This window comes from Kribbella steppae (genome assembly GCF_004342025.1).
Classification (GTDB): Bacteria; Actinomycetota; Actinomycetes; order Propionibacteriales; family Kribbellaceae; genus Kribbella; species Kribbella steppae.
In genome coordinates this window covers 61,550-83,162 of record NZ_SLWN01000014.1, presented here as the reverse complement: position 1 = coordinate 83,162, position 21,613 = coordinate 61,550, and the positions used below count along the sequence as shown (strand labels likewise).

The following is a 21,613-nucleotide window of genomic DNA, read 5'->3' as shown; positions in this document are numbered from 1 at the left end:
AGGGTGCTCAGCCGGCCTTGGCGAGTAGGTGTTTCTGGACCTTGGTTACCTGGAGCGCGAGGTCCGACTCGTCGACGGTGATGACCCTGTCGTGCTCGACGATTGGGCGACCGTTGACCAGGAGGAGTTCGAGTGGCGGCGGCGTACCGAGGACCAATGCGGCGACCGGGTCGGCGATGCCGGCGTGGGCGAGGGTGTCTAGGCGCCAGACGGCGAGGTCGGCGAGCTTGCCCACCTCCAGCGAGCCGATCTCGTTCTCGCGGCCCAGGATGCGAGCGCCGTCGAGGGTCGCCATGTCCAGCGCGGTGCGGACGTCCATCGCCTCGGGGCCGCCACGTGCACGGGCGAACAGCAGCGCGTGGCGCATCTCCTCGATCAGGCTCGCGGCTTCGTTGCTCGCGGCACCATCCACGCCGAGACCGACCGGGCTACCGGCAGCCCGCAGGTCTGCGGCCCGCGCGATCCCGGCACCGAGACGGGCGTTGGAGCTCGGGCAGTGTGCGACGCCGGTTCCCGACTGACCCAACTGCTGGATCTCGGAGTCGTCGAAGTGGATGCCGTGCGCGAACCACACGTCCGACCCCGTCCAGCCGAGTTCAGCGGCGTACTCCAATGGCGTGGAGCCGAAGTGTTCGCGGCAGTAATCGGATTCGTCGGTGGTCTCGGCCAGGTGGGTGTGCATCCGGACGCCCTTGCGGCGGGCCAGTTCGGCGGCGTCGCGCATGAGTTCGCCGGTGACGCTGAACGGTGAGCAGGGTGCGACCACGATCTGCAGCATCGAGTCCGGGCTGGGATCGTGCCAGCGGTTGATCGCGGCCTCGGTCGCGGCCAGGATCTCGTCGCGGTCCTCGACCACCGAGTCCGGCGGCAGCCCGCCGTCCTTCTGGCCGAGATCCATCGATCCGCGCGCCGGGTGGAACCGCATCCCGACCTGTGAGGCGGCGAGGATCTCGGCCTCGAGCACGTCCTTGCTGTCCCGGGGAAAGACGTAGTGGTGATCGGCCGCGGTCGTGCAACCGGTGCGCGCGAGCTGGGCCAACGCGGCTTGTGCGGCCACGTGGACGGACTCGTCGTCGATACCCGCCCACACCGGGTAGAGCGTGGTCAGCCATCCGAACAGGGTCGCATCGACGGCGAGACCGCGGGTCGCCCACTGGTAGAGGTGCTGGTGCGTGTTGACGAACCCCGGCGTGACCAGACAGCCACGACCGTCGATCACGCGGGCACCGTCGTATGCCGGTGCTGGCCCGGCACCGACAGCGACGATGCGGTTGCCTTTAGCAACCACGTGACCGGTGGCAAGTTCGCGTCGCTCCCGGTCGAGGGTGACCACGGTCGCTCCGTCGATGACGATCGGCTCTGTACTCATTGAATGTCCTGTCCACACGGGGATGTGAGGTCAGTCAACTCGGCCACCGAGCCGCCGTCACCGGCAGCGAACACGAACTTCAGCCGGTCCATCACCCTGCAGTTGGAGGTTCCTACACGAAGCCTGGTACGGCGTGCCACGCGCTGCCGGCGTCAGAGGCGTCATCGCGGACGACGGTCGCCTCGATCAGGCCGTACGGGCGGTCCGCGGCGATGAACACCTCGTTCGGATTCTCCAGCCCGAACGGGCTCAGGTCGACCAGGAAGTGGTGCTTGTTCGGCGCCGAGAACTTGATCTCCGCGACCTCGGGGTGCCGCTCGAGCACCGCTTCACCCATCCCGTACAGGGTCTGCTGCAGCGCGAGGCTGTGGATCTTGGCGAACTGCTCCAGCAGCAGCGTCTTGATCTCGTCGTACGACTTGTCCCAGTCGACCTCGGTGTGGTCGTAGCGCCACCGGGCGACCAGCGACGTCGCGAGGATGCGGTCGTTCGTCTCCGGCAGCGTCGTGTACTTGTCCTTGAGGAAGCCGTGGAACTCCGACCCGGTGGACTTGAGCACGACCAGGTCGCGGATGCCGGAGACGACGTACGCCCTCCGCTCGTCACCACGGCCCTCGACGTTGACCACCGTCGTACGGACGCCGCTGCCGGCCCGGACGAACGAGTGGTCGTGCCCCTCGCCGTCGACCGGGATCCGCTCCCAGGTGTACTCCTCGACCTCGACCCGGGCGCCCTCGGCGGCCGCGGCGGAGTCGATGAAGTGACCGCCGAGCGTCAGCGCGTAGTCCTCGATCGCGCCGACGCCCTTCTCCTTGGCGAAGGCGAACGCGGTGTTCTTCTGGGTGTCGGTCGGCAGGACCTCGCTCTGGTCGCCAGTGGTGTGCGCGTCCTCGAAGTGTCCGCGCAGGGCGGACGAGACGTTCAGGTCGCGGATCTGGTGGCGCGGCGAGTCACGGTAGATGCGAACGACCCGGCTCTCGGCCTTGCCGTACTGGTTGGCGCCCAGGTGGATGGCCATGGGTCAGCTCCCTCGATAGGTGGAATAGGCGAACGGGCTGAGCAGCAGCGGGACGTGGTGGTGCCGCTCGTCGGAGATCGTGAAGGTCACGGTGACCTCAGGGAAGAAGATGCTCTGGCCGGACGCCTCCGCGTAGGTGGCGATGTCGAACCACAGCTGATACTTCCCAGGCTGGAGCCCCGGTTCGAAGTCGGTGATCCGGCCGTCGGCATCCGTCGTACCGGATCCGACGAGTACGTCGTCCCGGCCGTCGGTGATCCTGGACAGCCGAACCGGCACACCAGCGGCGGGCTGCCCGACCCCGGTGTCGAGAACGTGTGTGCTTACAGAGCTCATGAGACAACCTTTGCCAGCCGAAGGAGTGCGATCTTCCGGAGTTCTTCCTGGACGACGGCCGCCTCGGCGAGCTCGTCATGTGTCAGTCGTTGGCGCAGGCTCGTCAGCATCTCCTGCGCCGACAGGCCGGTCGCGCAGATCAGGAAGACGCGGCCGAACCGCTCCTCGTACTCGCGATTGCCGGCCGCGAGCGCCGCGCGGACCTCGGGGTCGTCGCCGACCCCGGACTGCTCGTTGCGCGACCAGGCCGCCTCGGTGCCGGCGCCGGAAGCCCGGTCGCCGATCCGCGGGTGGGCGGCCAGAGCCCGCTCGACTTCACTGGCGTCGAGCTCCCGCGAGACCTTGTCCGCTGTCTGGGTCAGCGCCTCGACATCGCCGTACGGGCGGCCGGCGAGGATGCCGTCGACCCAGCGGGGGACGTCGCAGCAGGCGGCCAGCAGCGGGCGCAGCCGGTCGTCCGGAGCGGAGTTGAACTCCTGCAGATCCACGGATCACACCTTCTCGAATGACGAAATCAAATTTCCGTATGACGAGAGTGGCACGCACCCAAGCACTGCGTCAACAGTTTGTTGAATTTCTCAGTCGCGCGCCCTGTTCAGGTAGTTGTAGACGGTGAAGCGGGTGACGCCGAGGGCCTCCGCCACGATCTCCGCCGACTTGCGATACTCGAACGCTCCCTTGGCCTCGAGCAGCAGGACAGCCCGCTGCTTGTCACCCCTGGACAATCCACTCAACGGTCCGCCGAGCTCCGCGGCAACCTCCGCCAGCAGCGCATTCACCCCGCCGCCACCGCTGCGCGGCAGTCTGACGCCATCACGCCGTACCTGCAGGGTGACCTGGCTGGCACCGTTCGCGAAGGCGGCCTCCAGTACGCCGGTCAGCGCCGGCAGCAACTGCTCTTGTTCACCGCGGACCGACGTGCCCAACGGTCCGAACTCGCAGTCGAGTCCTGCCGCCTGAGCAGCCTCCAGCGCCTGGGTCGCATGGGCAGGCACCTGCCCGTCGACATCGAAGGGCTCAGTGGTGAACTCCGCTACCAGTCGCATGTCGCGAGGCTAGCCCGGACGCGGTCACGACCGCACTGGTCGCCGAGCCAACTTCGCCAGTCCCGCGGTGTCCACACCGATCAGCCTGTCGACCTCAGCCGGGTCGACAGCGCCACACTCCAGCCCGCGTAGTACGTAGCTCGCCAGCGCAGCGGCCGTTGCGGGCTCGTCCAGGTAGCCGGAGTTGCCTCCGCCGACGTACGCGCGCAGCCGAGCACCGGCAGTCTCCAGACCCTCGCGGTAGAAGAGGTACGTCGCGGCGTACCGGGTCGGGAGCTGGGCCGGATGCATGTCCCAGCCCTGATAGATGCCGCGGGCAAGCGATCGTCGGACCAGACCGAAGTGCAGTCGCCAGGCGGCGTGCACAGCCTCGCGATCGCCAATCGGAAGAACGTTCGTCGAACCGTCGGAGACGAACACGCCGGTGCCCGCCGCGGCCAGCTGCATGACGTCCTTGGCGTGATCGGCGACCGGGTGATCCATGCTCTGGTACGCCGCCGCGACACCGAGCGAAGCCGAGTAGTCATAGGTGCCGTAGTGCAGACCCGTGACCCGACCACCACCGGCGTGGATCATCCGTGCGACCAGAGCACTGCCATCGGGACCGAGGATCGCCTGCGGTGTCTCGATCTGGATCTCGAACTTCAGCGACTCGGCGGGTAGTGCGTGCGCTTTCTCGATCGTCGACAGAACGAGCAGCATCGCCTCGACCTGCTCGACCGACGTGACCTTGGGCAGCGTGATCACGAAGCCGTCGGTCAGGGCACCAGAGAACTCGCGGAGGAAGAGGTCGAGCGTGCGCAGCCCGCGCCGGCGGCTCGGCGCCTCGAGGGACTTGATCCGAAGCCCGTGGTACGGCGCCGCGGTGCCATCGCTGACGGTCTTCGCCAGCGCACGGGCCGCGTCGATCGCGGCGGCGTCCTCCTGCTCGTCGGGCCTGGTGCCGTAGCCGTCCTCGAAGTCGATGCGCAGGTCCTCGATCGGCTCACGGTCGAGTTTGGCCCGGACCCGTTCGTAGAGCTCGGGCGGCAGGTCGAGTGCCTCCGTCGGGTCCCCGGCTTTGGCGTCGTCGGCCCACTCCTGCACGGTCCCGGCGTGGAACCGGTCGGCGGGCACGTAGACGGTGTGCACGGGTTGCCGGACGCCGCGATCACCCGGGTACAGCGCGGCCAGCTCAGCATCGGCCGCGGCGAGCAGCCGATCCAGTTCGCCGGCGAGATCGTCCACGTGAGTCATGAGAGCACACCTCGTTCATCTTGACGGCAGTTTCCGTATCGCGGATAGTAATATCTACTGTGCGGAAGAAGCAATGTCCGCTATCTGGCGCTAAACTTCCGTGATCCGGAAAGTGCCGAGAAGAGTGGGTGCTCAGTGGCGGAGAAGAGCGAGGGCAAGGGCCGGTCCGGCAGCGTTCAGTCGATCGAGCGGGCCTTCGGGCTGCTCGAGACGATGGCCGACGCGGGCGGGATGATGGGCCTGTCCCAGCTGGCCACGGCCTCAGGTCTGCCGCTGCCGACGATCCACCGGCTGGTCCGCACCCTGGTCGACCTCGGCTACCTGCGCCAGGAGCCGTCCCGGCAGTACGTTCTCGGCCCGCGGCTGATCCGGCTCGGCGAGAGTTCCTCGCACATGCTGAGCGTCTGGGCTCGTCCGCATCTGACCAGGCTGGTCGACGAGCTGGGCGAATCGGCCAACATGGCGATGCTCGACGGCGACCAGATCGTGTACCTCGCGCAGGTCCAGTCCCGGCACTCGATGCGGATGTTCACCGAGGTGGGTCGCCGGGTGCTACCGCACTGCACCGCCGTCGGCAAGGCGATCCTCGCGAAACTGCCGGAGGCCGAAGTGCGCGAACTGCTGCACCGCACCGGTATGCCGAAGCACACCGACAACACCATCACCGACCCGGACGCGTTCACGGCTCAGCTGCGCAACGCCGAGGAGCACGGCTACGCCACCGACGAGGGCGAGCAGGAGCTCGGCGTCCGTTGTGTTGCCGTCGCGGTGCCCGACGCACCGTCCCGGCTGGCGATCTCAATCTCCGGGCCGGCCGGCCGGATGTCAGAGGAACTCGTCGAACGCGCGGTCCCGCTGCTCACCCAGGCCGGCAAGGCCTTCTCGGAGGATCTGCGCTAGCTCAGCTTCCGGAGCAGCGGGAGGACGTCCTCGGTGAACTGGGTCAGGAACCGCTCCTGGTCGTTGCCCGGGCCGTGGACGACGAAGTGGTTGAAGCCGGCGTCCAGGTACGGCCGGAGTTGCTTGACGACCTCTTCCGGGTCGGACGCGACGATCCAGCGCTGGGCGACCTGCTCGATCGGCAGCTCGTCGGCCAGCCGCTCCATCTCGGTCGCACTGGTCACGCTGTGCTTCTGCTCCGGCGTCAGCGACAGCGGCGCCCAGAACCGGGTGTTCTCCAGCGCCTGCTCCGGGTCGCGGTCGTAGGAGACCTTGACCTCGAGCATCCGGTCCAGGTCCTCGAACTTCTTGCCGGCCTTCTCCGCGCCCTCCTTCACGGCGGGGATCAGCTTCTCGGTGTAGAGGTCCATGCCCTTACCGGACGTCGCGATGAAGCCGTCGCCCGCGCGGCCGGCGTACCTGGCCACGAGCGGTCCGCCGGCGGCGACGTACACCTTGAGCGGGGTCTCCGGCCGGTCGTAGATGAACGCGTCGACGGTCGGGTAGTACGGGCCCTCGGAGCTGACGCCCTCCTTCGTCCACAGGTCGCGGATCAGCTGCACCGACTCCCGCAGCCGGGCGAACCGCTCCTTGAACTCGGGCCACTCCCGCCCGGACACGGCGATCTCGTTCAGCGCCTCACCGGTGCCGACCCCGAGCATCACCCGGTCCGGGTACAGCACCCCCAGGGTGGCGAACGCCTGGGCGATCACCGCCGGGTTGTACCGGAAGGTCGGCGTGAGCACCGACGTCCCCAGCAGCACCCGGTTGGTCCGCTCCCCGACCGCCGCCAGCCAGGCGAGCGCGAACGGCGCGTGGCCGCCCTCGTGCCGCCACGGCAGAAAGTGGTCCGACACGGTCACACTGTCGAGCCCGAGCTCCTCGGCCCGGACGGAGTACTCCACCAGGTCCCGCGGTCCGAACTGCTCCGCCGACGCTTTGTACCCGACTCGAATGCTCACCCTCTGCTCCCGTCCATCCTCTGCTTCGGTCCTCACAGACAACCCCATCCTCCCAGCGGTTATGCCCCGGGGGACCGAACGACAGGAGGTGTCCCGCGTCGGCGGCGCCTCGCAGGCGTACGGTCCACCCGAAACCGCGCTCAGGACCCCACACCTCCTGTCGTTAGGTCCTGCTTGACGATGGCAATCGCAGTCCGGAAAGATGTGGGCTCGGCGTGACCTGCGCCCCACCTCTGTTGACCGGCCCCAGCTCGGTCTCGTTGCAAGAGGCAAAGGGACTTCCTGTCTCGGGTCGCTCGTCCTGGTCAGCCGCCTCGGACGGGATCGCTGGGGGGATCGCGTGCGAGTGCGTGGAAGGCCAGATGACAGCGCACAGGAACTTCAAGCGACGGGTTCGAGCCCGCGCCGCCAAAACGGGCGAGTCCTACACGGCTGCCCTCCGGCACTTCCGTCCGACCCCGAGTCAGTCCCTGACAGGAGAAGACATGCCGGAAAACACCCTGCGAATCGCCGTCGCCCAGTCGACCGTTCGCGAAGACCCGACCGATGCCACCGCGCTGCGCGACAGCGGCGCGGAGGTCCGCAGACTGATGCAGCAGGCCGCCGACGCGGGTGCCCGCCTGGTGCACTTCACCGAGGGCGCGATCTGCTTCCCCAGCAAGCGCGTCATGTCCGAGCTCGGCCCGGACGAGATCGGCCCGTCCGACTGGAGCAAGGCCGAGTGGGCGGTGCTCCAGGACGAGTTGGACCGGATCGCCGCGCTGTCGCGTGAGCTGGGGATCTGGACGGTGATTCCCTCGGTGCATCAACTGCCGACACCGAGCCGTCCGCACAACAGCATGTACGTCGTTTCCGACCAGGGAAAGGTGGTCACGCGGTACGACGAACGCACGCTGTCGACCACGAAGATCACCTGGATGTACGCCCCGGGGAAGGAGCCGGTGACCTTCGAGGTCGACGGCTACCGGTTCGGCCTCGCGCTCGGGCTGGACGTGCTGTTCCCGGAGTTGTTCACCGAGTACGACCGGCTGGACGTCGACGGCGTACTGGTGTCGTACTCGACCGCCGGCGTCTCGGGGCACGAGCACATCGAGGTCCAGGCCCGCGGCACCGCCGTGAACAACACCTACTGGATCAGTCTGGCCGTCCCGGCGAATCCGGACGGCGGCCTGGAGTCGGGCCTGATCGATCCGCGCGGCAAGCTGGTGGCCGCGGGCCCGGCGGACAAGACGCCGGGCATCGCGGTGACCGACCTGCACCATGCCGAGGTGACCACGGTCGGCCGGGAGTTCCGGAGCCGGACCCGGGAACGCATCAGCTCCTGAGGCCTCACACGTCCGGGTGCGGATCCGTTCCATTGGTATGAACAGGCACGCGATCGTCAGCACCCGGATCGGGGACCTCACCCTGGTCGCCTCCGACAACGCATTGGCCGGCGTCTACTTCCCGCACCACTGGGTGAAGCCGGCGCCGGAAGCACTCGGTGACCGGGTCGCAGCCAGCGACCCGGTCATTGCCGAGGCGAGCCGCCAGCTGGACGAGTACCTGGCCGGCGAGCGGTCCTCCTTCGATCTCCCGACCGTCCTGCGCGGCGACATGTTCCAGCGCCGCGTGTGGTCACTGCTCGAGGACATCCCGTACGGCGGGACGACGTCGTACGGCGAGATCGCGGAACGACTCGGCGAGACCGCGCAGGCAGTCGGGAAGGCGGTCGGTCAGAACCCCCTGTCGATCGTCGTCCCGTGTCACCGCGTGGTCGGGAAGAACGGCAGCCTGACCGGGTACGCCGGTGGGCTCAAGCGGAAGCAGTTCCTGCTGGACCTGGAGGAACCCGCCGAGGTCAAGGCTGCTCGGCTCTTCTGAGGCTGCCGACCTGGTCGGCGTACCACTCGGACTCGGTCAGGTGCTCCGCGATCTGACGGAGGGTCCAGTTGGGACTGCGGTCCTTGTCCCACTCGGCCGGATCGACCGCGGCGTACCGCAGCGCGAAGGTCCGGCCGAGCCGTCGCAGCCGTTGCTCGGCCTCCTTCGCGTCGTCCACGGTGAACGGCGCAAGGTCCGCCGGAGCGGTGAGTGCACTCGCGTGCCACTCGTCCGGCTGGGTCGGGACGCCGGCCAGCAGTGCCTCGACCTCGGCGAGGTGGTCGATGATGTGATCCGCGATCCGGCGGACCGCCTTGTGCGGGGTGTAGATCCGGCCGTCGTCGGACGTGAGCGGCTGCCCGTCCCAGGCCGGCCAGGTCTCGATCAGTAGGAGCGAGCGCTCGACCGCCTGCTCCACCAGTTCTCCAGGGTTCTCGGTCATGCGGCTCACGCTAAGGCCGGGAAACTTCGGTTCAGGCCGAAGTGATCTTCAGGCGCCGCGCGAGCCCTTCCGCATCGAAGGGAGCGCGGACTTTGGCGTCATTGTCGAAGTAGATGAACGATTTGTGGTTCCAGGCCCGGATCTTCGCGGCCCAGTGGTCGAGGGCCTCGTCGTCGTACCCGCTGACGTAGAGCTCGTCGGCGCCGTGCAGCCGGACGTAGACGAAGTCGGAGGTGACATCGTCGAACATCGGCCACTTGCCGGCCGTGTCCGCACAGACCAGCGCGATGTCGTGCTCACGCAACAGCTCGACGAACTCCTTGTTCTCGAAGCTGGTATGGCGAACTTCGATCGCATGCTTGAGCGGAATGTCGACCGCGCACTCCAGTAACGCCCTGCCCTCCATCCGCTCGTCGTGACCCCTGGCCACTTCTGCGGCCGCTGCGGTGGTCCGTGGCAGCGAGTCGAAGAAGTTCGCGCACCGCTCGGCGTCGTACCCGAGCGTGGGCGGGAGTTGCCACAGCACCGGGCCGAGTTTGTTGCCTAGCGCAAGCACACCGGAGGCGAAGAAATTGGCCAGCGGCGCGTCCACGTCGGCGAGCTTCTTCATATGCGTGACGAAACGTGGCCCCTTGACCGAGAACACGAACCCGTCCGGCGTCTCGTCGTACCAGCGCTGGTACGACGACGGGCGTTGCAGCGAGTAGAACGAGCCATTCAACTCGATCGAGTTCAGTCGCCGGGAGACGTACTCCAACTCAGCCCGCTGCGGCAGCCCCTCTGGGTAATACACCTTCCGCCAGGGCGGATACCGCCACCCCGAAATCCCCACCCGGTAAGAACCGTCCGACCAACGCTTCACACCTCGATTATGGTTGAGATCGTGGTCGAGGCGCTGGTGATTGCTGGGATGTTCGCCGGGCTGTGGGCGCTCAGCTGCGGACTGATGGTCCTGTTCGCCCACCGGCTGCCGAACGGTCTCCTGCGCCAGGTGGCCGAGTTCCTGCCGGCGTGTGTCACGGCCGCTCGGACGCTGCGGAAGCATCCCGACGTACCGCGCCGAGCCAAGATCGCCCTGCTGATCGCGGTCCTCTGGGTTCTGTCGCCCATCGACCTGCTGCCCGAGTTCCTCCCGGTCATCGGCCCGCTCGACGACGTAGTAGCTGTCGTCTTGTTGCTCCGGTACGCCGCCCGCTCCATCCCACGCCAGACCTTGCTGGCCGCCTGGCCGAGTGATCCGCGGTTGCTGGAGCGCCTCCTCGGCCGGCCGCACTAACCGTCGAGCAGGCCGGTGAGGAGTTTGGCGGTGTGGTCGGGTTGGTCTTCGGCGACGTAGGTGTAGGCGTCGGGGACGGTCTGGAGAGTTGCCCCTAGGAGGTCGGCGCACCGCTGGGCGTCGGCGACGGGGAAGACGCGGTCGTCGGCGGCCCAGAGAAGGTCGATGGGTTTGGTGAAGGTCTGCGGGAGTTGAGCGGCGGCGGCTTTGGTGTAGCGGGCGTCGACGGATCCGATGGCTTTACGGCCGTCGCGACGGATTGCCGCGTCGCTGAGGACCGGTGTGATGTAGCTGCGCATAATGTCGGCGTCGATCGGGTCCTTCGCCATCCAGCCGTAGGTGTTGCGCCAGCGCCAGATCCTCGGCCAGCGCAGGGCCTGATTCACGGTGAGGTAGCTGAGCGGATGTACGGCGGTTGCCTTGAGCAATCCGAAGCCGGCCGGCGGCCAGGTGCTCTCCGGTGTTTCACAGGAGGACAGCACCAGCCGGCCAAGGCGCTCGGGGTGGGCGGCCGCGGCCAGCTGGCTGTAGGCGCCGCCGGAGTCGTTGCCGAACAGGGTCACGTCGCGGAGGTCGAGCGCGGCGAGGAAGTCGGCGATCAGACGGGCCATCCCGGGTGGCGACAGGTCGGCTTCGCGCTTCAGCGGGACGAGGTGCGCGCCGAGCGGCCAGTCGACGGTGATGCAGCGGAAGCGGTGGGAGAGCAGGGGGACGAGCTTGCGCCAGATGTTCGCGTTCACCAGGTAGCCGTGGACGAACACGATCAGCGGTCCCTCGCCGGTCTCGCAGTACCGCAGCGGACCGGCCGGCAGCTCGACCTCGTGCGCCGTACCCAGCCTCGGATCGCGCATCACAACCTCCGGGGGAGTTCTTGTAATGATTGCAAGACCGTAGCATGGGCCTGTGGATCCCCGGAAGCAACGGACGATGGCGGCGCTGGTCCGGGCCGGCCAGGAGATCTTCAGCGAGCGCTCCGTCGAGGACGTGACGGTCGAGGAGATCGCCGAGCGGGCCGGGGTGGCGGTGGGGTCGATCTACAACCACTTCGGCTCGAAGGCCGGCCTGCAGGCGGCCGTGGTCGAGCACGCCCTCGAGGCCGACCGGCACTACATGGATCGGGCGTACACCGCGGATCGGTCGCCCGCCGAGCAGATCTACGCGGCGGCCGAGCAGTACCTCGACTTCTACCTGGATCACCCGGACTACTTCCGGATGCTCGCGTTCCCCGGCCAGCCGGGTCAGTACCAGGCTGGTCAGGAACTGTCGGAGCGACTGGTCCGCGCGGTCGACGAGCAGAACCGGCACCTGGTCGAGGCGCTGCGGCAGGGGATGGCTTCCGGCGAGCTCCGCGAGGTGGATCCCGAGGAGGTCGCGACGATCCTGTGGGCCGCGTGGAACGGTGTGATCAGCCTCGGCTGGCGGCCGGACAGCCTCCGCCGTGACTCGGCCGAGCTCCGCGCCCTGCTCGCCACCGCAACCGAGATCGTCGCCAACGGGCTACTGGTTCGCTAACGCTTACGGCCCTCGTGGGAGATCCAGGCCACGAGGACGTGTGGTACGAAGGTCAGCGTGTCCATCACCGACAGTCTGGCGCCCACGGACCACGTCAACGCGCTCCTCGACGGCGGCCTGCGGATGCTCATCACCTCCATCGTCGACAACGCTGGCATCACCCGGGCCAAGTCGGTGCCGGCCCAGCGGTTGCGGACGGCGGCGCGGGACGGGATCGGCCTGTCTCCGGTGTTCGCGGTGATGTGCACCGACGACGCGATCACCTCGTCGCCCCTGGTGAACGGGCCGGTCGGGGACAACCGGCTGATGCCGGACCTTGGGTCGGCCGCGCCGCTCGGGCCTGATCAGACCGTGTACTGGGCACCGGCCGATCAGCTGTCCCAGGAGCATCAGCCGGTGGACATCTGCCAGCGTGCGACGCTGCGGCGGCAGGAGGAGCGAGCGGTCGCGGCCGGGCTCGACGTGAAGCTCGGGTTCGAGCTCGAATTCACCGTGTTCACGGGCGATCCCGGCGATCCGAGGGTCGCCACGCTTGGTCCGGCGTACGGCGTACTCGCGACGCTGAAACTGGAAGACTTCGCGGTCGATCTGCTCGAGGCACTCGACGCGGCCGGGGTGCCGGCCGAGCAGCTGCATCCCGAGTACGCGCAGGGTCAGCTCGAGGTCGCTCTGCCGCCGGTGTCGCCGTTGGCGGCGGCCGATCAGTCACAACTGGCGCGTCTTGTCGTCCACCGGGTTGCTCGCAAGCACGACCTGCTCGTGTCGTTCGCGCCGATCACCGTGGCCGGGTTCGTCGGCAACGGGGCGCACATCCACTTTTCCGCGACGCTGAACGGCGTACCGTTCGGGGACAACGGCGGTCCGTCGGAGCATGCGCGGCACCTGATCGCGGGTGTGTTGGCCGAGTTGGACGGGCTCACCGGCGTACTCGCGCCGAGTGTGGTCAGCGCCGATCGCCGGGTGCCGGGCAACTGGGCGGGTGCGTACGCGTGCTGGGGTCCGGAGAACCGCGAGGCCGCGCTGCGGTACGTGCCGGGCAGCATCACCGGCCGCCCGGACTCGGCCAACTGCGAGATCAAGATCGGCGATCCGTCGGGCAACGCGTACCTGTCGGCCGCGGCCGTCCTCGCGAGCGCGCTGACCGGGCTCGAGCAGAAGATGGTGCTACCGGCCGGGTTGGACCACGATCCGGCGTCGTACCCGGAGGCGGAGCTGGAACGGATGGGTGTTCGCCGCCTACCGCTCACGTTGGCGGACGCGCTGGCGGCGCTCGCGGATTCCACGGTCATCCGCACCGCCCTGGGTGAGGCGATCGTCGACCCGTTCCTCGCCGTACGACGCCATGACGCGCAATCACTTGGCGCGCTGTCTCTGGAAGACCGGGTTCGCGCCTTGCGCTGGCGCTACTAACTGGACATCGGCATCACTTACGGTGATCCCCATGGCATTAGCTGCGAAGGGGAGCCGGGGCGAGTCGTTCCTGGCGGTGGTCGTCGGCGGCGGTGCGGCGTTCGGTCTGGTCGTGATCACGTCCCGATCGTGGAAGGCGTGCCAGGTGGACGTCGCCGGCAGCGTCCCCAACGGCCTCACCCTGCTCTTCCTCGGCCTGCCGCTCGCCCTGATCGTGAACCTCGTCCTGTTCAACCTGGTCTTCCGGTACGCCGGTAAGACCTTCTTCTTCTCCCTGATCGCCGCATCCCTGGCGATCACCATCGCCGACCTGGCGCTCTACTCCTGGCAAGGCACCCCAGCCGCCTCCCCCGGCATCTGCCCCGGCAACGTCCCACCCTGGTGGCCCACCTGGATCCCCACGTGAAAGCGCGTTGAAAGCGTTGTGCGGTTAAGTGGACCTCATGAGTGGACCGATCCGGCTGTACATGTCGATGTCCGTGGACGGCTTCATCGCCGGACCGGACGACCAGCCCGGCCAGGAGCTGGGGCGGAACGGCGGCCGCCTGTTCAACTGGCTCGACGACCGGAGGGGGCCGGGGGTGAACGGGCAGGTCTACGGTGAGGCGCTGGCGACGGGGGCAGTGATCGCGGGACGCCGTACCTTCGAACTCGCCGGCCGCTGGAACGGCGACCACCACGACGGCGTACCGATCCACATCCTCACCCACCACATCGACGAGAACGACGTCCCACCCGGCAGCGCCAAGTTCTACACCGACGTCGACGCGCTCGCAGCCGACGCCCGAGCCGCAGCCGGCGACCGCGCAGTCATGGTCCACGGCGCCGGTGCCGCCCAAGCCCTCCTCGCCGCCGGCCACCTCGACGAACTGGAACTCCACGTAGTCCCAGTCCTCCTCGGCACCGGACGCCGCCTCTTCGACTCCCAGCACACCGAACTCGAACTAACCCGCGCCCTGGAAGGCCGAGACGCCACCCACCTCCGCTACCGCGTCGTCAAGAGCTGACCCACCACATCGGCGCCAGCACGACGATTCTTGGCTTAGCGCTAGCGGCGGCCGCCGAAGGTCCAGGGGTGGACCTCGGGGGTGCCCGGGAGGAGGTTTGCGGCGGCCTCGGGGGTTGGGGCTTCCAGGAGGGCGGCTTGGCCTACTTGTGTCTGACCGTCGAGGGTGCGGAGGTCGCCGTACACGATGAAGTGTGGTGATGGGGTGGCGGCGGAGGTGTCGGTGGTGATCACCAGGTAGCGGTGGTAGTCGGCGACCGCGTCGCTGAAGTCCCACATGGTGCGGCCGGAGCGGTTATGGAAGCGGTAGATGTCGACGGATTCGAACGCGCCGGCGCGGTAGTACGGCTCCTCGAAGGCGAACGCGCGTACGGCGTCCTCGTCCGGGAGATCCACGATGTGCAGACTGCCCGTCGTCTCCGCATCGTCATCATGACCGGTCAACGTCGGGCCACGAGCGATCAACTGCTTGCCGTACCCATCCATGAAAGCCCAGTGCTCTTCGTTCAAGCTGACCTTGATCTCGTACCCGCCGGCTCGATCCCGCCCCCACACGAAGAACTCCATAGCCGCTCACCCTAGCTCTGCCCGAGTGGACAACCAGGCAGCTCTTGAGAGGATCCGACCGAGCCTCAAGGCAAAGATTGGCGCGGTCACCGCTTACGCGACAACCGCGCCAACTTGTCATCGTGCTTGGCGGCCGTGCGCTCGACAAGATCTCACGCCGATCGCTGCTATCGCAGGTACTGCGAGATGCGCCGACGTACGTTCCGCAAGTCCGCCATTGGAGCCCTGAGCTGCTCGCTGTGGCCTCTGGTGCGGACACCCCGTGCTCTGAGAGACCCGTCCCCCAGGGATCAATTCGCTAGCGATGACGGCTCGTGCAGCTCCGCGCCTCACTATCTGGAAGGCGCGCGGCCCTTAACCGTCGTTCATTCGCGACCTCCGTTCAACCCCGCTTTAACCCTGTCTGGCACGCTATCAGGCCTAGCCTGCGGCCAGGCCCAAGCCAGGCCGTAGCTTACTCCGTATTCGCAGTCATGGAAGCGATGGTCGACGTATCCGAGCTGAGACACGTTCACGAGCCGATCGACCTCGGCCGCCGCCGGTTCCAGAAGGGCCTCCACATCGGTCCGGGCCGAGAAGAACCAGACCGATTCCGGGATCTGATCAGGATCGAACTGGACTCGCACAACATAGAGACCTACCGAAGCTGCCGTCACTTCGTGGTTCACAACCGGTTCGCAATCCTGGTCACTGTGGTACTGGATCTCATAAGAGATGAACGTCTCTTGCCCCCGGCCGAGTGGCTCAGGCAGTCGGAGCTCGACTGCGGTCATGCCGCGGCCCTCACGGATCTTGCCCAACTCACAATTCATCTGTGGCACGATCTGTGCCGTCCCGGGTCGAGGGTCGGCGTAGTACCGGCCGACTGCCAGAATGCGGTCGACACCGTCCTCAAGAGCGACAACTCGGCGGTTCGTCACCGACCGCGACCCGACCCGGCCCTCGAACCAGAAGCAGCTGTCGATGCGAGCGAATCGGTACGGCGGGAGACTCTCTCGCGCTTGGCCCGACACGCCATGGACACGATACTTCGGCCAGTCTCCAGCAGCGTTCACCTCGTGGATCCGCTCTGGAATGATGCGCGACAGCGTCAAGGCCGCCTCGTACCACCAGTTCCTCGCGGTGCGCTCGTTCGCGCCCTCGCTGTTTGCGAACGCGCTCCAACGGATCCTCGCCGAGCGTCCTGTCGATCCGCTCTCCTGCAGATTGAGGGCTACCCTGGCGGCGCTGCGTAGGTTGATACTAGAGATTCCGTTGACGAGTTCGATGATCAAACGTCCCAGCGCAGCAGCCCGGTCAGCAGGGCTCCACCCCGGCGGTATGTTGGCCATCAAGTCGTACAGCGGCGAGTCTTCCAACCGCGCGGCCGTCATACCTTCCCGCTCGCCCAATTGCTGTATCGCGCGACGCAGGTCCTCGATCGCCACCACCCCCAGCATCGCCCACATTGCTGGCACGTTCTTCCACGTTGCACCCAACCCCGTGGATTCCTGCACTCTACCCCTAACAGACCGTCGTGATCAGGAATGCCGAAGCGTCGGCAGCAATGGAGATCGTGAGCCGGCCATTGGCCGGCCAGGCAGTCTAGGGGCGAACGATGCGAGCAAAGTTCGTGGTACTCATCAACGCAGTCTCAACCAGCGCTTATCCCTCTGACGAGGCCCTGGTCGATCGTCTACTGACTCTCGGTCTCGGGCGGGCCAGCAAGGATTCCGGCCCCTACGAGGACAGGCGAAAGGCCTATCTCCGCGAAGCCGAGAGAGAATGGGACCACCTCCCCGAGGTGGCCGAGGCCGAGCGCGACCATGTGATCTTCTTTGCCCGGCTGCCTGATCACTGCCGTCTGATCGTGACGCGCTCTCTCCAGGGCTATGCAACCTTTCGTTTGATTCACGACAGCCTGGGTGACCTGGAGAAGAATGCTGAACGCATCGTCGGCGAACTGAGCAAGAAAGTCGGCGCGATCGAGGGTCTCCAGATCGAGTCGAATCGCGTTGAGGTCTACGAGCATGGGCGCGACCACGTCATCCTGATCGGTAGAGCGATCGACAATCCGTTCCGCGAAGCCGTTCGGAATAGCCCGGCAGATCTCGTATGCGCAGCGGTCACCGGCGCCGCATCCCTCGTCACGGTTGTGCTTCTGGCCTTTGCTCACCTCGCACAGGACTCCCTTGCCCGCGGTAGCGTGGAGCGGTTCTCGACCGCGATGATCGCGGCCTTCTTCATCGCCGTGGTCAGCTTCGTCCAGCGTTGGTGGCAGACCGTCAGGCAGGGTGGGGTGGAATGGCGTCCCGCGTATCAGAAGCGCCGCAACGGCGGATAGCAACGCTCCAAGCTCTCCGACAACTCTGACGAGGTCGTCGCGGATGATCGATGGATGTCTGGCCTAGAACGTGAAGGTGATGCCTACATCGGCGTTGGTCGTCGGGCCATCGAACGCTTGGGTTGCTTGGGTAGTGGCGGCTTCTGGGGTTAGCAGAGGGCCTACGTGGGTGATGACTAGTTGCCTGGCGCCACTACGGCGGGCCAGGTCGCCGGCCTGCTCCGGGGTGTGGTGGAACGGGTTGGCAACCGGGTCGTTGGCTTCGCACAACAGCAGGTCCGCGTCGACTGCCAGGGCATCCAAAGCTGGGCAGGGAGCGCAGTCGCCGGAGTAGGCCAGCACGTGGCCGGTCGACGAGGCGCGGAGGGCGTAGGCCTCAGGGCCTCCGTGGTCTACGGCACTGCTGGCCAAGGTCAGACCCCCAAGTTCGACCTCATGGCCGTCAGACAAGGGACGGAGGTCCAGTACGTCGGCCAGGAAGCCGGCATCCGGTTGGGCGAAGAAGCCGGCCAGCCGGTCCGCTAACCCGGCCGGGGCGTAGACCGGAAGAGGAGCACGAGGAGGCAGTTCGCCGTAGGCCAAGGCGTAGTACGCATTCAGCAAGTCACCGATGTGATCCAGGTGCAAATGCGACAGCCACACCGCGTCCACCTGATCCAGCGACGTATGCCGAAGCAGCTGCGCCAGTGAACCAGGACCGGCCTCGACCCACACCGAAACGCCCCCGGCCTGCAACAGATACCCCGAGCAAGGCCGGTCCGGTTGCGGGTAGGGGGCTGCGTTGCCGAGAACTGTGAGCGTGGTCAGAGCTTCGCGCCGATCAGCTGGAAGATGTCGTCCGCCGCACCCGGCAGGTCGTCATGACCGAAGTCGGGATAGACCCGCGCGGACTTCGTCGAGGTGATCTTGTTGTAGGCGGCGTACTGCGTCGACGGCGGGCAGGTCTGGTCCTCGAGACCGACGAACAGCGTCACCTCGCCCCGGATCCGCGCGGACAGGTGCTGTACGTCGATGTACCCGAGCGTGGTGAACACCTCGTCCTGCCGGAGATGCCGCGGGTCCCGCTTCTTGAACCAGGTGACGATCTCGTCGTACGGCGCAGTCTCCAGATTGAGCTGCCAGGCGCGCTGGTAGTCGGTCAGGAACGGGTAGACGCTGGCCGTGTACTTGATCGACGGCGTCAGCGCGGCCGCCACCAATGAGAGCCCACCGCCCTGACTCCAGCCGGTGGTCGCGATTCGGGACGCGTCCACCTCGGGCAGCCCGCCGATGATGTCCGCGAGGCGCCGGGTGTCCAGGAACACCTGCCGGTACAGCAGCCCGTCCGGCCCGTCGTCCAGACCGTGCACGAGGTGGTTGTGCAGCGAGAAGCTGTTCGGCGCCTGCGACTCGGTCCGGAAGCCGACCTGCTCCCGCACGTCCAGAGCGGCAACGGTGAACCCGCGGGCGGCGTACGGCAGCAACTCGACCCACTTCGGCTGCTCGCCGCCGTACCCGTGGAAGATCAGGACGGCGGGACCCGTCGGCTCGGCAGGACGGATGACCTTGGCGTGCACGCGGTAGCCGCCGGTGCCGTTGAAGTAGAGGTGCTGCGCGGTCGCCGTGGTCAGCGGGAAGTCCGTCGCGTCGGCGAACTCGGTCTCGGGCTCGATCGCGTCGAGTTCGAGCAGCGCCTTGTCCCAGTACTGGTCGAAGTCGGCCGGCCTCGGGTTGGTGCCCTGGTAGACGGCCAGTTCCTCGGACGACATCTCGAACGACAGCACGGCGACTCCAAAAGATCGGGTGACTTATTCTGCGCGATCGCCGTTCTCGGGCGCAGTACCGTCCCAGATCGTGTAGCCATGGGCAGCATTCAGCCGGTCCCGCAGCGCGGTCTCCAGCAACGCCGTCTGCCCGGGTGCGAGCCAGCTGATCGGCACCAGGATCGGCTGGTCCTTGTGCTTGGTCCGCAGCACGATCGCCTCGCCGTGCGTCGACTCCACCCGCCCGACCTCGGTGACGTCGGTCCACGGCGTCCGTACGCCGCGCACCTCGATGTCATCGTCCCGCAGCTTCAGTACGACGGGGGGCCTGGCGAGGATGTAGAGGCCGCCGAGCACCACCAGCCCGCCCAGGACGAGGAACACGGCGATCACCGCGTCGGGCAGCCCGATCGCCCAGAGGATCGCGGCCACGCCGAGGAGAATCAGCCCAGTGGCCGGGATTCCGAGGAATCGGCCCGCCCGCATCCGGTACGTCGTACGCATCGGGCCATGATCCCATCCCTCAGAAGGCGTCGACCTCGGAGGTCGGCGCGTTGCCGAGTGGGGTCCGGGCCAGGCTGATCGACCAGTTGAAGGATCCGTCGAAGCGCTCGTCGTACCGCTCGTAGGCGCAGTCCTCGGTGAACCGCCGGTTCGCGGCGTCCCAGCCGGTGCCCGACTTGAAGAAGACGTAGTAACTGCCGCGGATCCCGCTCAGCGTCGCCTTGCTGCTGGCGCGCACGTAGATCGACGCCTGCGGCCGGTCTTTCAGACCCGGATGGCCGGTTGATGTCACTTGCCGGACTCGGTCGGGTTGTAGGCGCAGGCGTCGTTGAGGTTCTCGGTGGCGCCGGGCGTCACACTCGGCTTGGTGGTCGGCTTCTTGGTCGTCGTACCGCTGGACGGCTTCTTCGTCGCGGTGGTCGACGGCGTGGACGCCACCGGCTGCTTGGACTTCGGGCTGATCGCCTTCTGGATCAGCGTCTGCATCGCCTCGTAGTCCGGGTTCTTGCCGGTCGGGAAGTTCTTGCTCTTGTCCAGGTCGACGTTGGTGACGCTCGCGTTCTTCACCTTGAGGCCGAGCTCGATGAAGGCCGGCAGGATCTCCTGCGGGATGTCGGTACGGAGCAACTGCTTACCGGCCGAGGCGATCTGCTGGTACTTCGTCACCAGGGTGGCCGGGTTCACGCTGTTCACCAGCGCGTGGATGGTGCAGCGCTGCCGCTCCTGCCGGGACGGGTCGCTCAGGCCGTAGCGGCCGCGGGCGAACCAGAGCGCGTGGTAGCCGTCCAGCTTCTGGTTCGGCCCCGGCTCCAGGTAGCCCGACGGCAGCTTGTGCGCGTTCGAGCCCGGTCCGTCGCCGTAGTCGCCGCCGATCGGCACCCGGTAGCTGACGTTGACGGTGATCCCGCCGACCGCGTCGATGATCTGCCGGAAGCCGGCCAGGTTGACCTGCATGTAGTAGTCGATGTCCAGCCCGAGCGCCTCGCCGACGGCGACCTTCATCACATCGGCGCCCTCGTTGTCGGTCGGGCCGAGGATGCCCGGGTGCTGCTTCGGGATGTTCTCGTACATCGAGTCCAGGTAGTACTCCGGCTGCTCGACGTTGCCCAGCTTCGGGTCCCAGTAGCCGTCCGGGTACACCTTGTGCAGTGGCGAGTCCTCGGGGAACGGCATCCGCATCCAGTTCCGGCTGAGCGAGATCAGCGAGGTGGCACCGGTCTTGGTGTCGATACTGGCCACGATCACCGTGTCGGTCCGGGTGCCTTCCCGGCCGACGCCGTCGTCGGCGCCGAGCAGCAGCAGGTTCAGCCGCGGGGTGTTCGCCCACGGGTCCTTCTTGTCCACCTTCGGCCGGGTCGCGCTCTTCGAGTCGCCCTCGGACTGGAACACACTGCCGACCAGGTCGCGCTGGGCCATCACCGTCTGCGCGGCCACGGTCGTCGGTACGGCGATGCCGAAGCAGAGCAACCCGACGAACATCGACCCCGCCAGCCGGCCGGTGTACGTCATACTCACCGGCCGCAGCAGCTTGTGCGAGGCCACCACGATCCAGATCCAGCAGACGCCGAGCACCACCACGGCCGCGGTCGCGATCAGCAGTTGGCGTGGCGACACCGCGAACGCGAGGATCGAGTCACGCCGGGTCAGGCCGACGTACGCAGCGATCAGGAGCAGGCCGATGCTGAGCGTCAGCACGAACGCGCCGAGCTTCCTGCGGCCGCCCATCACCAGGCCGGAGCCGGGGACCAGCGCGCTGAGCAGGGTGAGGCCGATCGCCTTCGAGGTCGTGCGAGCCCGGGGCGTGCGGTGCCGGGACCGGTTGGCTCGAGGCGCGGACCTTCGTCCGGCAGCGCGAGTACTCCGCGACATAGCTCCGTTCCCTGATCGACGACGTGGCGACCTCCGTCGGCCGCGTGCAGCGGCCCACGGTACTTCAGACGCCCACGACACCCACTCGGTTGACGTGATGCTGGCGACCCCCGTCGACGGACGTCAGATTACAGGGGTACCGGGCTAGTCTCCCAAGGTGCCGCCTCCGCCACGCAGGGTGGTCGGCCCCCGC

At 67.3% G+C, this 21,613-nt stretch carries 26 protein-coding genes; 9 read left to right on the top strand and 17 right to left on the bottom strand.

Going from position 1 to position 21,613, the window contains the following annotated elements:
• Positions 1-7: 7 nt before the first annotated feature.
• From EV652_RS33915 to EV652_RS33890, 6 genes are all read right to left on the bottom strand, one after another.
• Entirely contained in the window at positions 8-1,369 is a 1,362-nt protein-coding gene (locus EV652_RS33915; protein ID WP_132213383.1) for an 8-oxoguanine deaminase, read from the bottom strand.
• A 112-nt stretch (positions 1,370-1,481) separates the two neighbouring features.
• Positions 1,482-2,387 (bottom strand): factor-independent urate hydroxylase, encoded by a 906-nt coding sequence (pucL, locus tag EV652_RS33910; RefSeq protein ID WP_132213382.1) that lies wholly within the window; start codon positions 2,385-2,387, stop codon positions 1,482-1,484.
• A 3-nt stretch (positions 2,388-2,390) separates the two neighbouring features.
• Complete coding sequence (gene uraH, locus EV652_RS33905) at positions 2,391-2,723, bottom strand: hydroxyisourate hydrolase (RefSeq protein ID WP_132213381.1); 333 nt, start codon at positions 2,721-2,723, stop codon at positions 2,391-2,393.
• A complete protein-coding gene (uraD, locus tag EV652_RS33900) occupies positions 2,720-3,211 on the bottom strand; it encodes a 2-oxo-4-hydroxy-4-carboxy-5-ureidoimidazoline decarboxylase (RefSeq protein WP_132213380.1) in 492 nt (163 codons plus the stop codon). The genes uraH and uraD overlap by 4 nt, the downstream gene beginning before the upstream one ends.
• 90 nt (positions 3,212-3,301) lie before the next feature.
• Positions 3,302-3,769: a helix-turn-helix domain-containing protein gene (locus tag EV652_RS33895; protein ID WP_132213379.1), complete on the bottom strand. Its 468-nt coding sequence runs from the start codon at positions 3,767-3,769 to the stop codon at positions 3,302-3,304.
• Positions 3,770-3,793: 24 nt separating this feature from the next.
• Entirely contained in the window at positions 3,794-5,005 is a 1,212-nt protein-coding gene (locus EV652_RS33890; protein WP_132213378.1) for a DUF6986 family protein, read from the bottom strand.
• Between the two features lie 135 nt (positions 5,006-5,140).
• Between EV652_RS33890 and EV652_RS33885 the strand changes: the two genes are divergently transcribed.
• Positions 5,141-5,905, top strand: coding sequence for an IclR family transcriptional regulator (locus EV652_RS33885; RefSeq protein WP_132213377.1), 765 nt, complete (start codon positions 5,141-5,143; stop codon positions 5,903-5,905).
• Here the strand turns inward: EV652_RS33885 and fgd are convergent.
• The gene (gene fgd, locus EV652_RS33880) at positions 5,902-6,906 is read right to left on the bottom strand and encodes a glucose-6-phosphate dehydrogenase (coenzyme-F420) (RefSeq protein WP_199238557.1); all 1,005 of its coding nucleotides are present in this window, start codon (positions 6,904-6,906) and stop codon (positions 5,902-5,904) included. The genes EV652_RS33885 and fgd overlap by 4 nt on opposite strands.
• A gap of 485 nt (positions 6,907-7,391) precedes the next feature.
• On the opposite strand from fgd, the gene EV652_RS33875 reads away from it, so the two are divergent.
• Positions 7,392-8,231 carry a carbon-nitrogen hydrolase family protein gene (locus EV652_RS33875; RefSeq protein ID WP_199238556.1) on the top strand — a complete coding sequence of 280 codons (840 nt, stop codon included), beginning with the start codon at positions 7,392-7,394 and terminating at the stop codon, positions 8,229-8,231.
• A gap of 37 nt (positions 8,232-8,268) precedes the next feature.
• Positions 8,269-8,769 carry a methylated-DNA--[protein]-cysteine S-methyltransferase gene (locus EV652_RS33870; protein WP_132213374.1) on the top strand — a complete coding sequence of 167 codons (501 nt, stop codon included), beginning with the start codon at positions 8,269-8,271 and terminating at the stop codon, positions 8,767-8,769.
• On the opposite strand, the gene EV652_RS33865 is transcribed toward EV652_RS33870, so the two are convergent.
• Together EV652_RS33865 and EV652_RS33860 are read right to left on the bottom strand one after the other, a co-directional pair.
• A complete protein-coding gene (locus EV652_RS33865) occupies positions 8,747-9,211 on the bottom strand; it encodes a hypothetical protein (RefSeq protein WP_199238555.1) in 465 nt (154 codons plus the stop codon). The two genes, EV652_RS33870 and EV652_RS33865, sit on opposite strands and share 23 nt — an antisense overlap.
• Before the next feature lie 31 nt (positions 9,212-9,242).
• Entirely contained in the window at positions 9,243-10,073 is an 831-nt protein-coding gene (locus EV652_RS33860) for a DUF72 domain-containing protein (RefSeq protein WP_132213373.1), read from the bottom strand.
• A gap of 9 nt (positions 10,074-10,082) precedes the next feature.
• Between EV652_RS33860 and EV652_RS33855 the strand changes: the two genes are divergently transcribed.
• Positions 10,083-10,487 (top strand): YkvA family protein, encoded by a 405-nt coding sequence (locus EV652_RS33855; protein WP_199238554.1) that lies wholly within the window; start codon positions 10,083-10,085, stop codon positions 10,485-10,487.
• On the opposite strand, the gene EV652_RS33850 is transcribed toward EV652_RS33855, so the two are convergent.
• Positions 10,484-11,338, bottom strand: coding sequence for an alpha/beta fold hydrolase (locus EV652_RS33850; RefSeq protein WP_132213372.1), 855 nt, complete (start codon positions 11,336-11,338; stop codon positions 10,484-10,486). The genes EV652_RS33855 and EV652_RS33850 overlap by 4 nt on opposite strands.
• A gap of 52 nt (positions 11,339-11,390) precedes the next feature.
• Here EV652_RS33850 and EV652_RS33845 point away from each other — a divergent pair, with 52 nt between their 5' ends.
• The 4 genes from EV652_RS33845 to EV652_RS33830 are packed head-to-tail and all read left to right on the top strand — an operon-like array spanning position 11,391 to position 14,416.
• Complete coding sequence (locus EV652_RS33845) at positions 11,391-11,999, top strand: TetR/AcrR family transcriptional regulator (RefSeq protein ID WP_132213371.1); 609 nt, start codon at positions 11,391-11,393, stop codon at positions 11,997-11,999.
• Positions 12,000-12,056: 57 nt separating this feature from the next.
• On the top strand, positions 12,057-13,409 hold the full coding sequence (locus EV652_RS33840) for a type I glutamate--ammonia ligase (RefSeq protein WP_132213370.1): 1,353 nt from the start codon (positions 12,057-12,059) through the stop codon (positions 13,407-13,409).
• A gap of 31 nt (positions 13,410-13,440) precedes the next feature.
• Positions 13,441-13,815 (top strand): hypothetical protein, encoded by a 375-nt coding sequence (locus EV652_RS33835; protein WP_132213369.1) that lies wholly within the window; start codon positions 13,441-13,443, stop codon positions 13,813-13,815.
• 37 nt (positions 13,816-13,852) lie between these two features.
• Positions 13,853-14,416, top strand: coding sequence for a dihydrofolate reductase family protein (locus EV652_RS33830; RefSeq protein ID WP_132213368.1), 564 nt, complete (start codon positions 13,853-13,855; stop codon positions 14,414-14,416).
• 41 nt (positions 14,417-14,457) lie between these two features.
• Here EV652_RS33830 and EV652_RS33825 read toward each other — a convergent pair whose 3' ends face one another.
• Together EV652_RS33825 and EV652_RS33820 are read right to left on the bottom strand one after the other, a co-directional pair.
• A complete protein-coding gene (locus EV652_RS33825; protein ID WP_132213367.1) occupies positions 14,458-14,982 on the bottom strand; it encodes a YciI family protein in 525 nt (174 codons plus the stop codon).
• Between the two features lie 365 nt (positions 14,983-15,347).
• Positions 15,348-16,430, bottom strand: coding sequence for a hypothetical protein (locus EV652_RS33820; RefSeq protein WP_132213366.1), 1,083 nt, complete (start codon positions 16,428-16,430; stop codon positions 15,348-15,350).
• 149 nt (positions 16,431-16,579) lie between these two features.
• Between EV652_RS33820 and EV652_RS33815 the strand changes: the two genes are divergently transcribed.
• Complete coding sequence (locus EV652_RS33815; RefSeq protein WP_132213365.1) at positions 16,580-17,305, top strand: hypothetical protein; 726 nt, start codon at positions 16,580-16,582, stop codon at positions 17,303-17,305.
• 63 nt (positions 17,306-17,368) lie between these two features.
• On the opposite strand, the gene EV652_RS33810 is transcribed toward EV652_RS33815, so the two are convergent.
• From EV652_RS33810 to EV652_RS33790, 5 genes are read right to left on the bottom strand one after another with little or no spacing between them, the layout of a single operon-like run.
• Complete coding sequence (locus tag EV652_RS33810; protein WP_132213364.1) at positions 17,369-18,112, bottom strand: MBL fold metallo-hydrolase; 744 nt, start codon at positions 18,110-18,112, stop codon at positions 17,369-17,371.
• Positions 18,109-19,068, bottom strand: coding sequence for an acetylxylan esterase (locus EV652_RS33805; RefSeq protein ID WP_132213363.1), 960 nt, complete (start codon positions 19,066-19,068; stop codon positions 18,109-18,111). Before EV652_RS33805 ends, EV652_RS33810 begins: the two co-directional genes overlap by 4 nt.
• Before the next feature lie 24 nt (positions 19,069-19,092).
• On the bottom strand, positions 19,093-19,551 hold the full coding sequence (locus EV652_RS33800) for a hypothetical protein (protein ID WP_132213362.1): 459 nt from the start codon (positions 19,549-19,551) through the stop codon (positions 19,093-19,095).
• Positions 19,552-19,570: 19 nt separating this feature from the next.
• Entirely contained in the window at positions 19,571-19,843 is a 273-nt protein-coding gene (locus tag EV652_RS33795; RefSeq protein ID WP_132213361.1) for a hypothetical protein, read from the bottom strand.
• On the bottom strand, positions 19,840-21,420 hold the full coding sequence (locus EV652_RS33790) for an LCP family protein (protein WP_132213360.1): 1,581 nt from the start codon (positions 21,418-21,420) through the stop codon (positions 19,840-19,842). The genes EV652_RS33795 and EV652_RS33790 overlap by 4 nt, the downstream gene beginning before the upstream one ends.
• Between the last annotated feature and the right edge of the window lie 193 nt (positions 21,421-21,613).

Coding starts and splice junctions, on each gene's coding strand:
- EV652_RS33915 (WP_132213383.1), bottom strand. CDS start 1,369: ATGAGTACAGAGCCGATCGTCATCGACGGAGCGACCGTGGTCACCCTC.
- pucL (WP_132213382.1), bottom strand. CDS start 2,387: ATGGCCATCCACCTGGGCGCCAACCAGTACGGCAAGGCCGAGAGCCGG.
- uraH (WP_132213381.1), bottom strand. CDS start 2,723: ATGAGCTCTGTAAGCACACACGTTCTCGACACCGGGGTCGGGCAGCCC.
- EV652_RS33895 (WP_132213379.1), bottom strand. CDS start 3,769: ATGCGACTGGTAGCGGAGTTCACCACTGAGCCCTTCGATGTCGACGGG.
- EV652_RS33890 (WP_132213378.1), bottom strand. CDS start 5,005: ATGACTCACGTGGACGATCTCGCCGGCGAACTGGATCGGCTGCTCGCC.
- EV652_RS33875 (WP_199238556.1), top strand. CDS start 7,392: ATGCCGGAAAACACCCTGCGAATCGCCGTCGCCCAGTCGACCGTTCGC.
- EV652_RS33870 (WP_132213374.1), top strand. CDS start 8,269: ATGAACAGGCACGCGATCGTCAGCACCCGGATCGGGGACCTCACCCTG.
- EV652_RS33865 (WP_199238555.1), bottom strand. CDS start 9,211: ATGACCGAGAACCCTGGAGAACTGGTGGAGCAGGCGGTCGAGCGCTCG.
- EV652_RS33855 (WP_199238554.1), top strand. CDS start 10,083: ATGGTTGAGATCGTGGTCGAGGCGCTGGTGATTGCTGGGATGTTCGCC.
- EV652_RS33850 (WP_132213372.1), bottom strand. CDS start 11,338: ATGCGCGATCCGAGGCTGGGTACGGCGCACGAGGTCGAGCTGCCGGCC.
- EV652_RS33835 (WP_132213369.1), top strand. CDS start 13,441: ATGGCATTAGCTGCGAAGGGGAGCCGGGGCGAGTCGTTCCTGGCGGTG.
- EV652_RS33830 (WP_132213368.1), top strand. CDS start 13,853: ATGAGTGGACCGATCCGGCTGTACATGTCGATGTCCGTGGACGGCTTC.
- EV652_RS33825 (WP_132213367.1), bottom strand. CDS start 14,982: ATGGAGTTCTTCGTGTGGGGGCGGGATCGAGCCGGCGGGTACGAGATC.
- EV652_RS33820 (WP_132213366.1), bottom strand. CDS start 16,430: ATGTGGGCGATGCTGGGGGTGGTGGCGATCGAGGACCTGCGTCGCGCG.
- EV652_RS33815 (WP_132213365.1), top strand. CDS start 16,580: ATGCGAGCAAAGTTCGTGGTACTCATCAACGCAGTCTCAACCAGCGCT.
- EV652_RS33800 (WP_132213362.1), bottom strand. CDS start 19,551: ATGCGTACGACGTACCGGATGCGGGCGGGCCGATTCCTCGGAATCCCG.
- EV652_RS33790 (WP_132213360.1), bottom strand. CDS start 21,420: ATGTCGCGGAGTACTCGCGCTGCCGGACGAAGGTCCGCGCCTCGAGCC.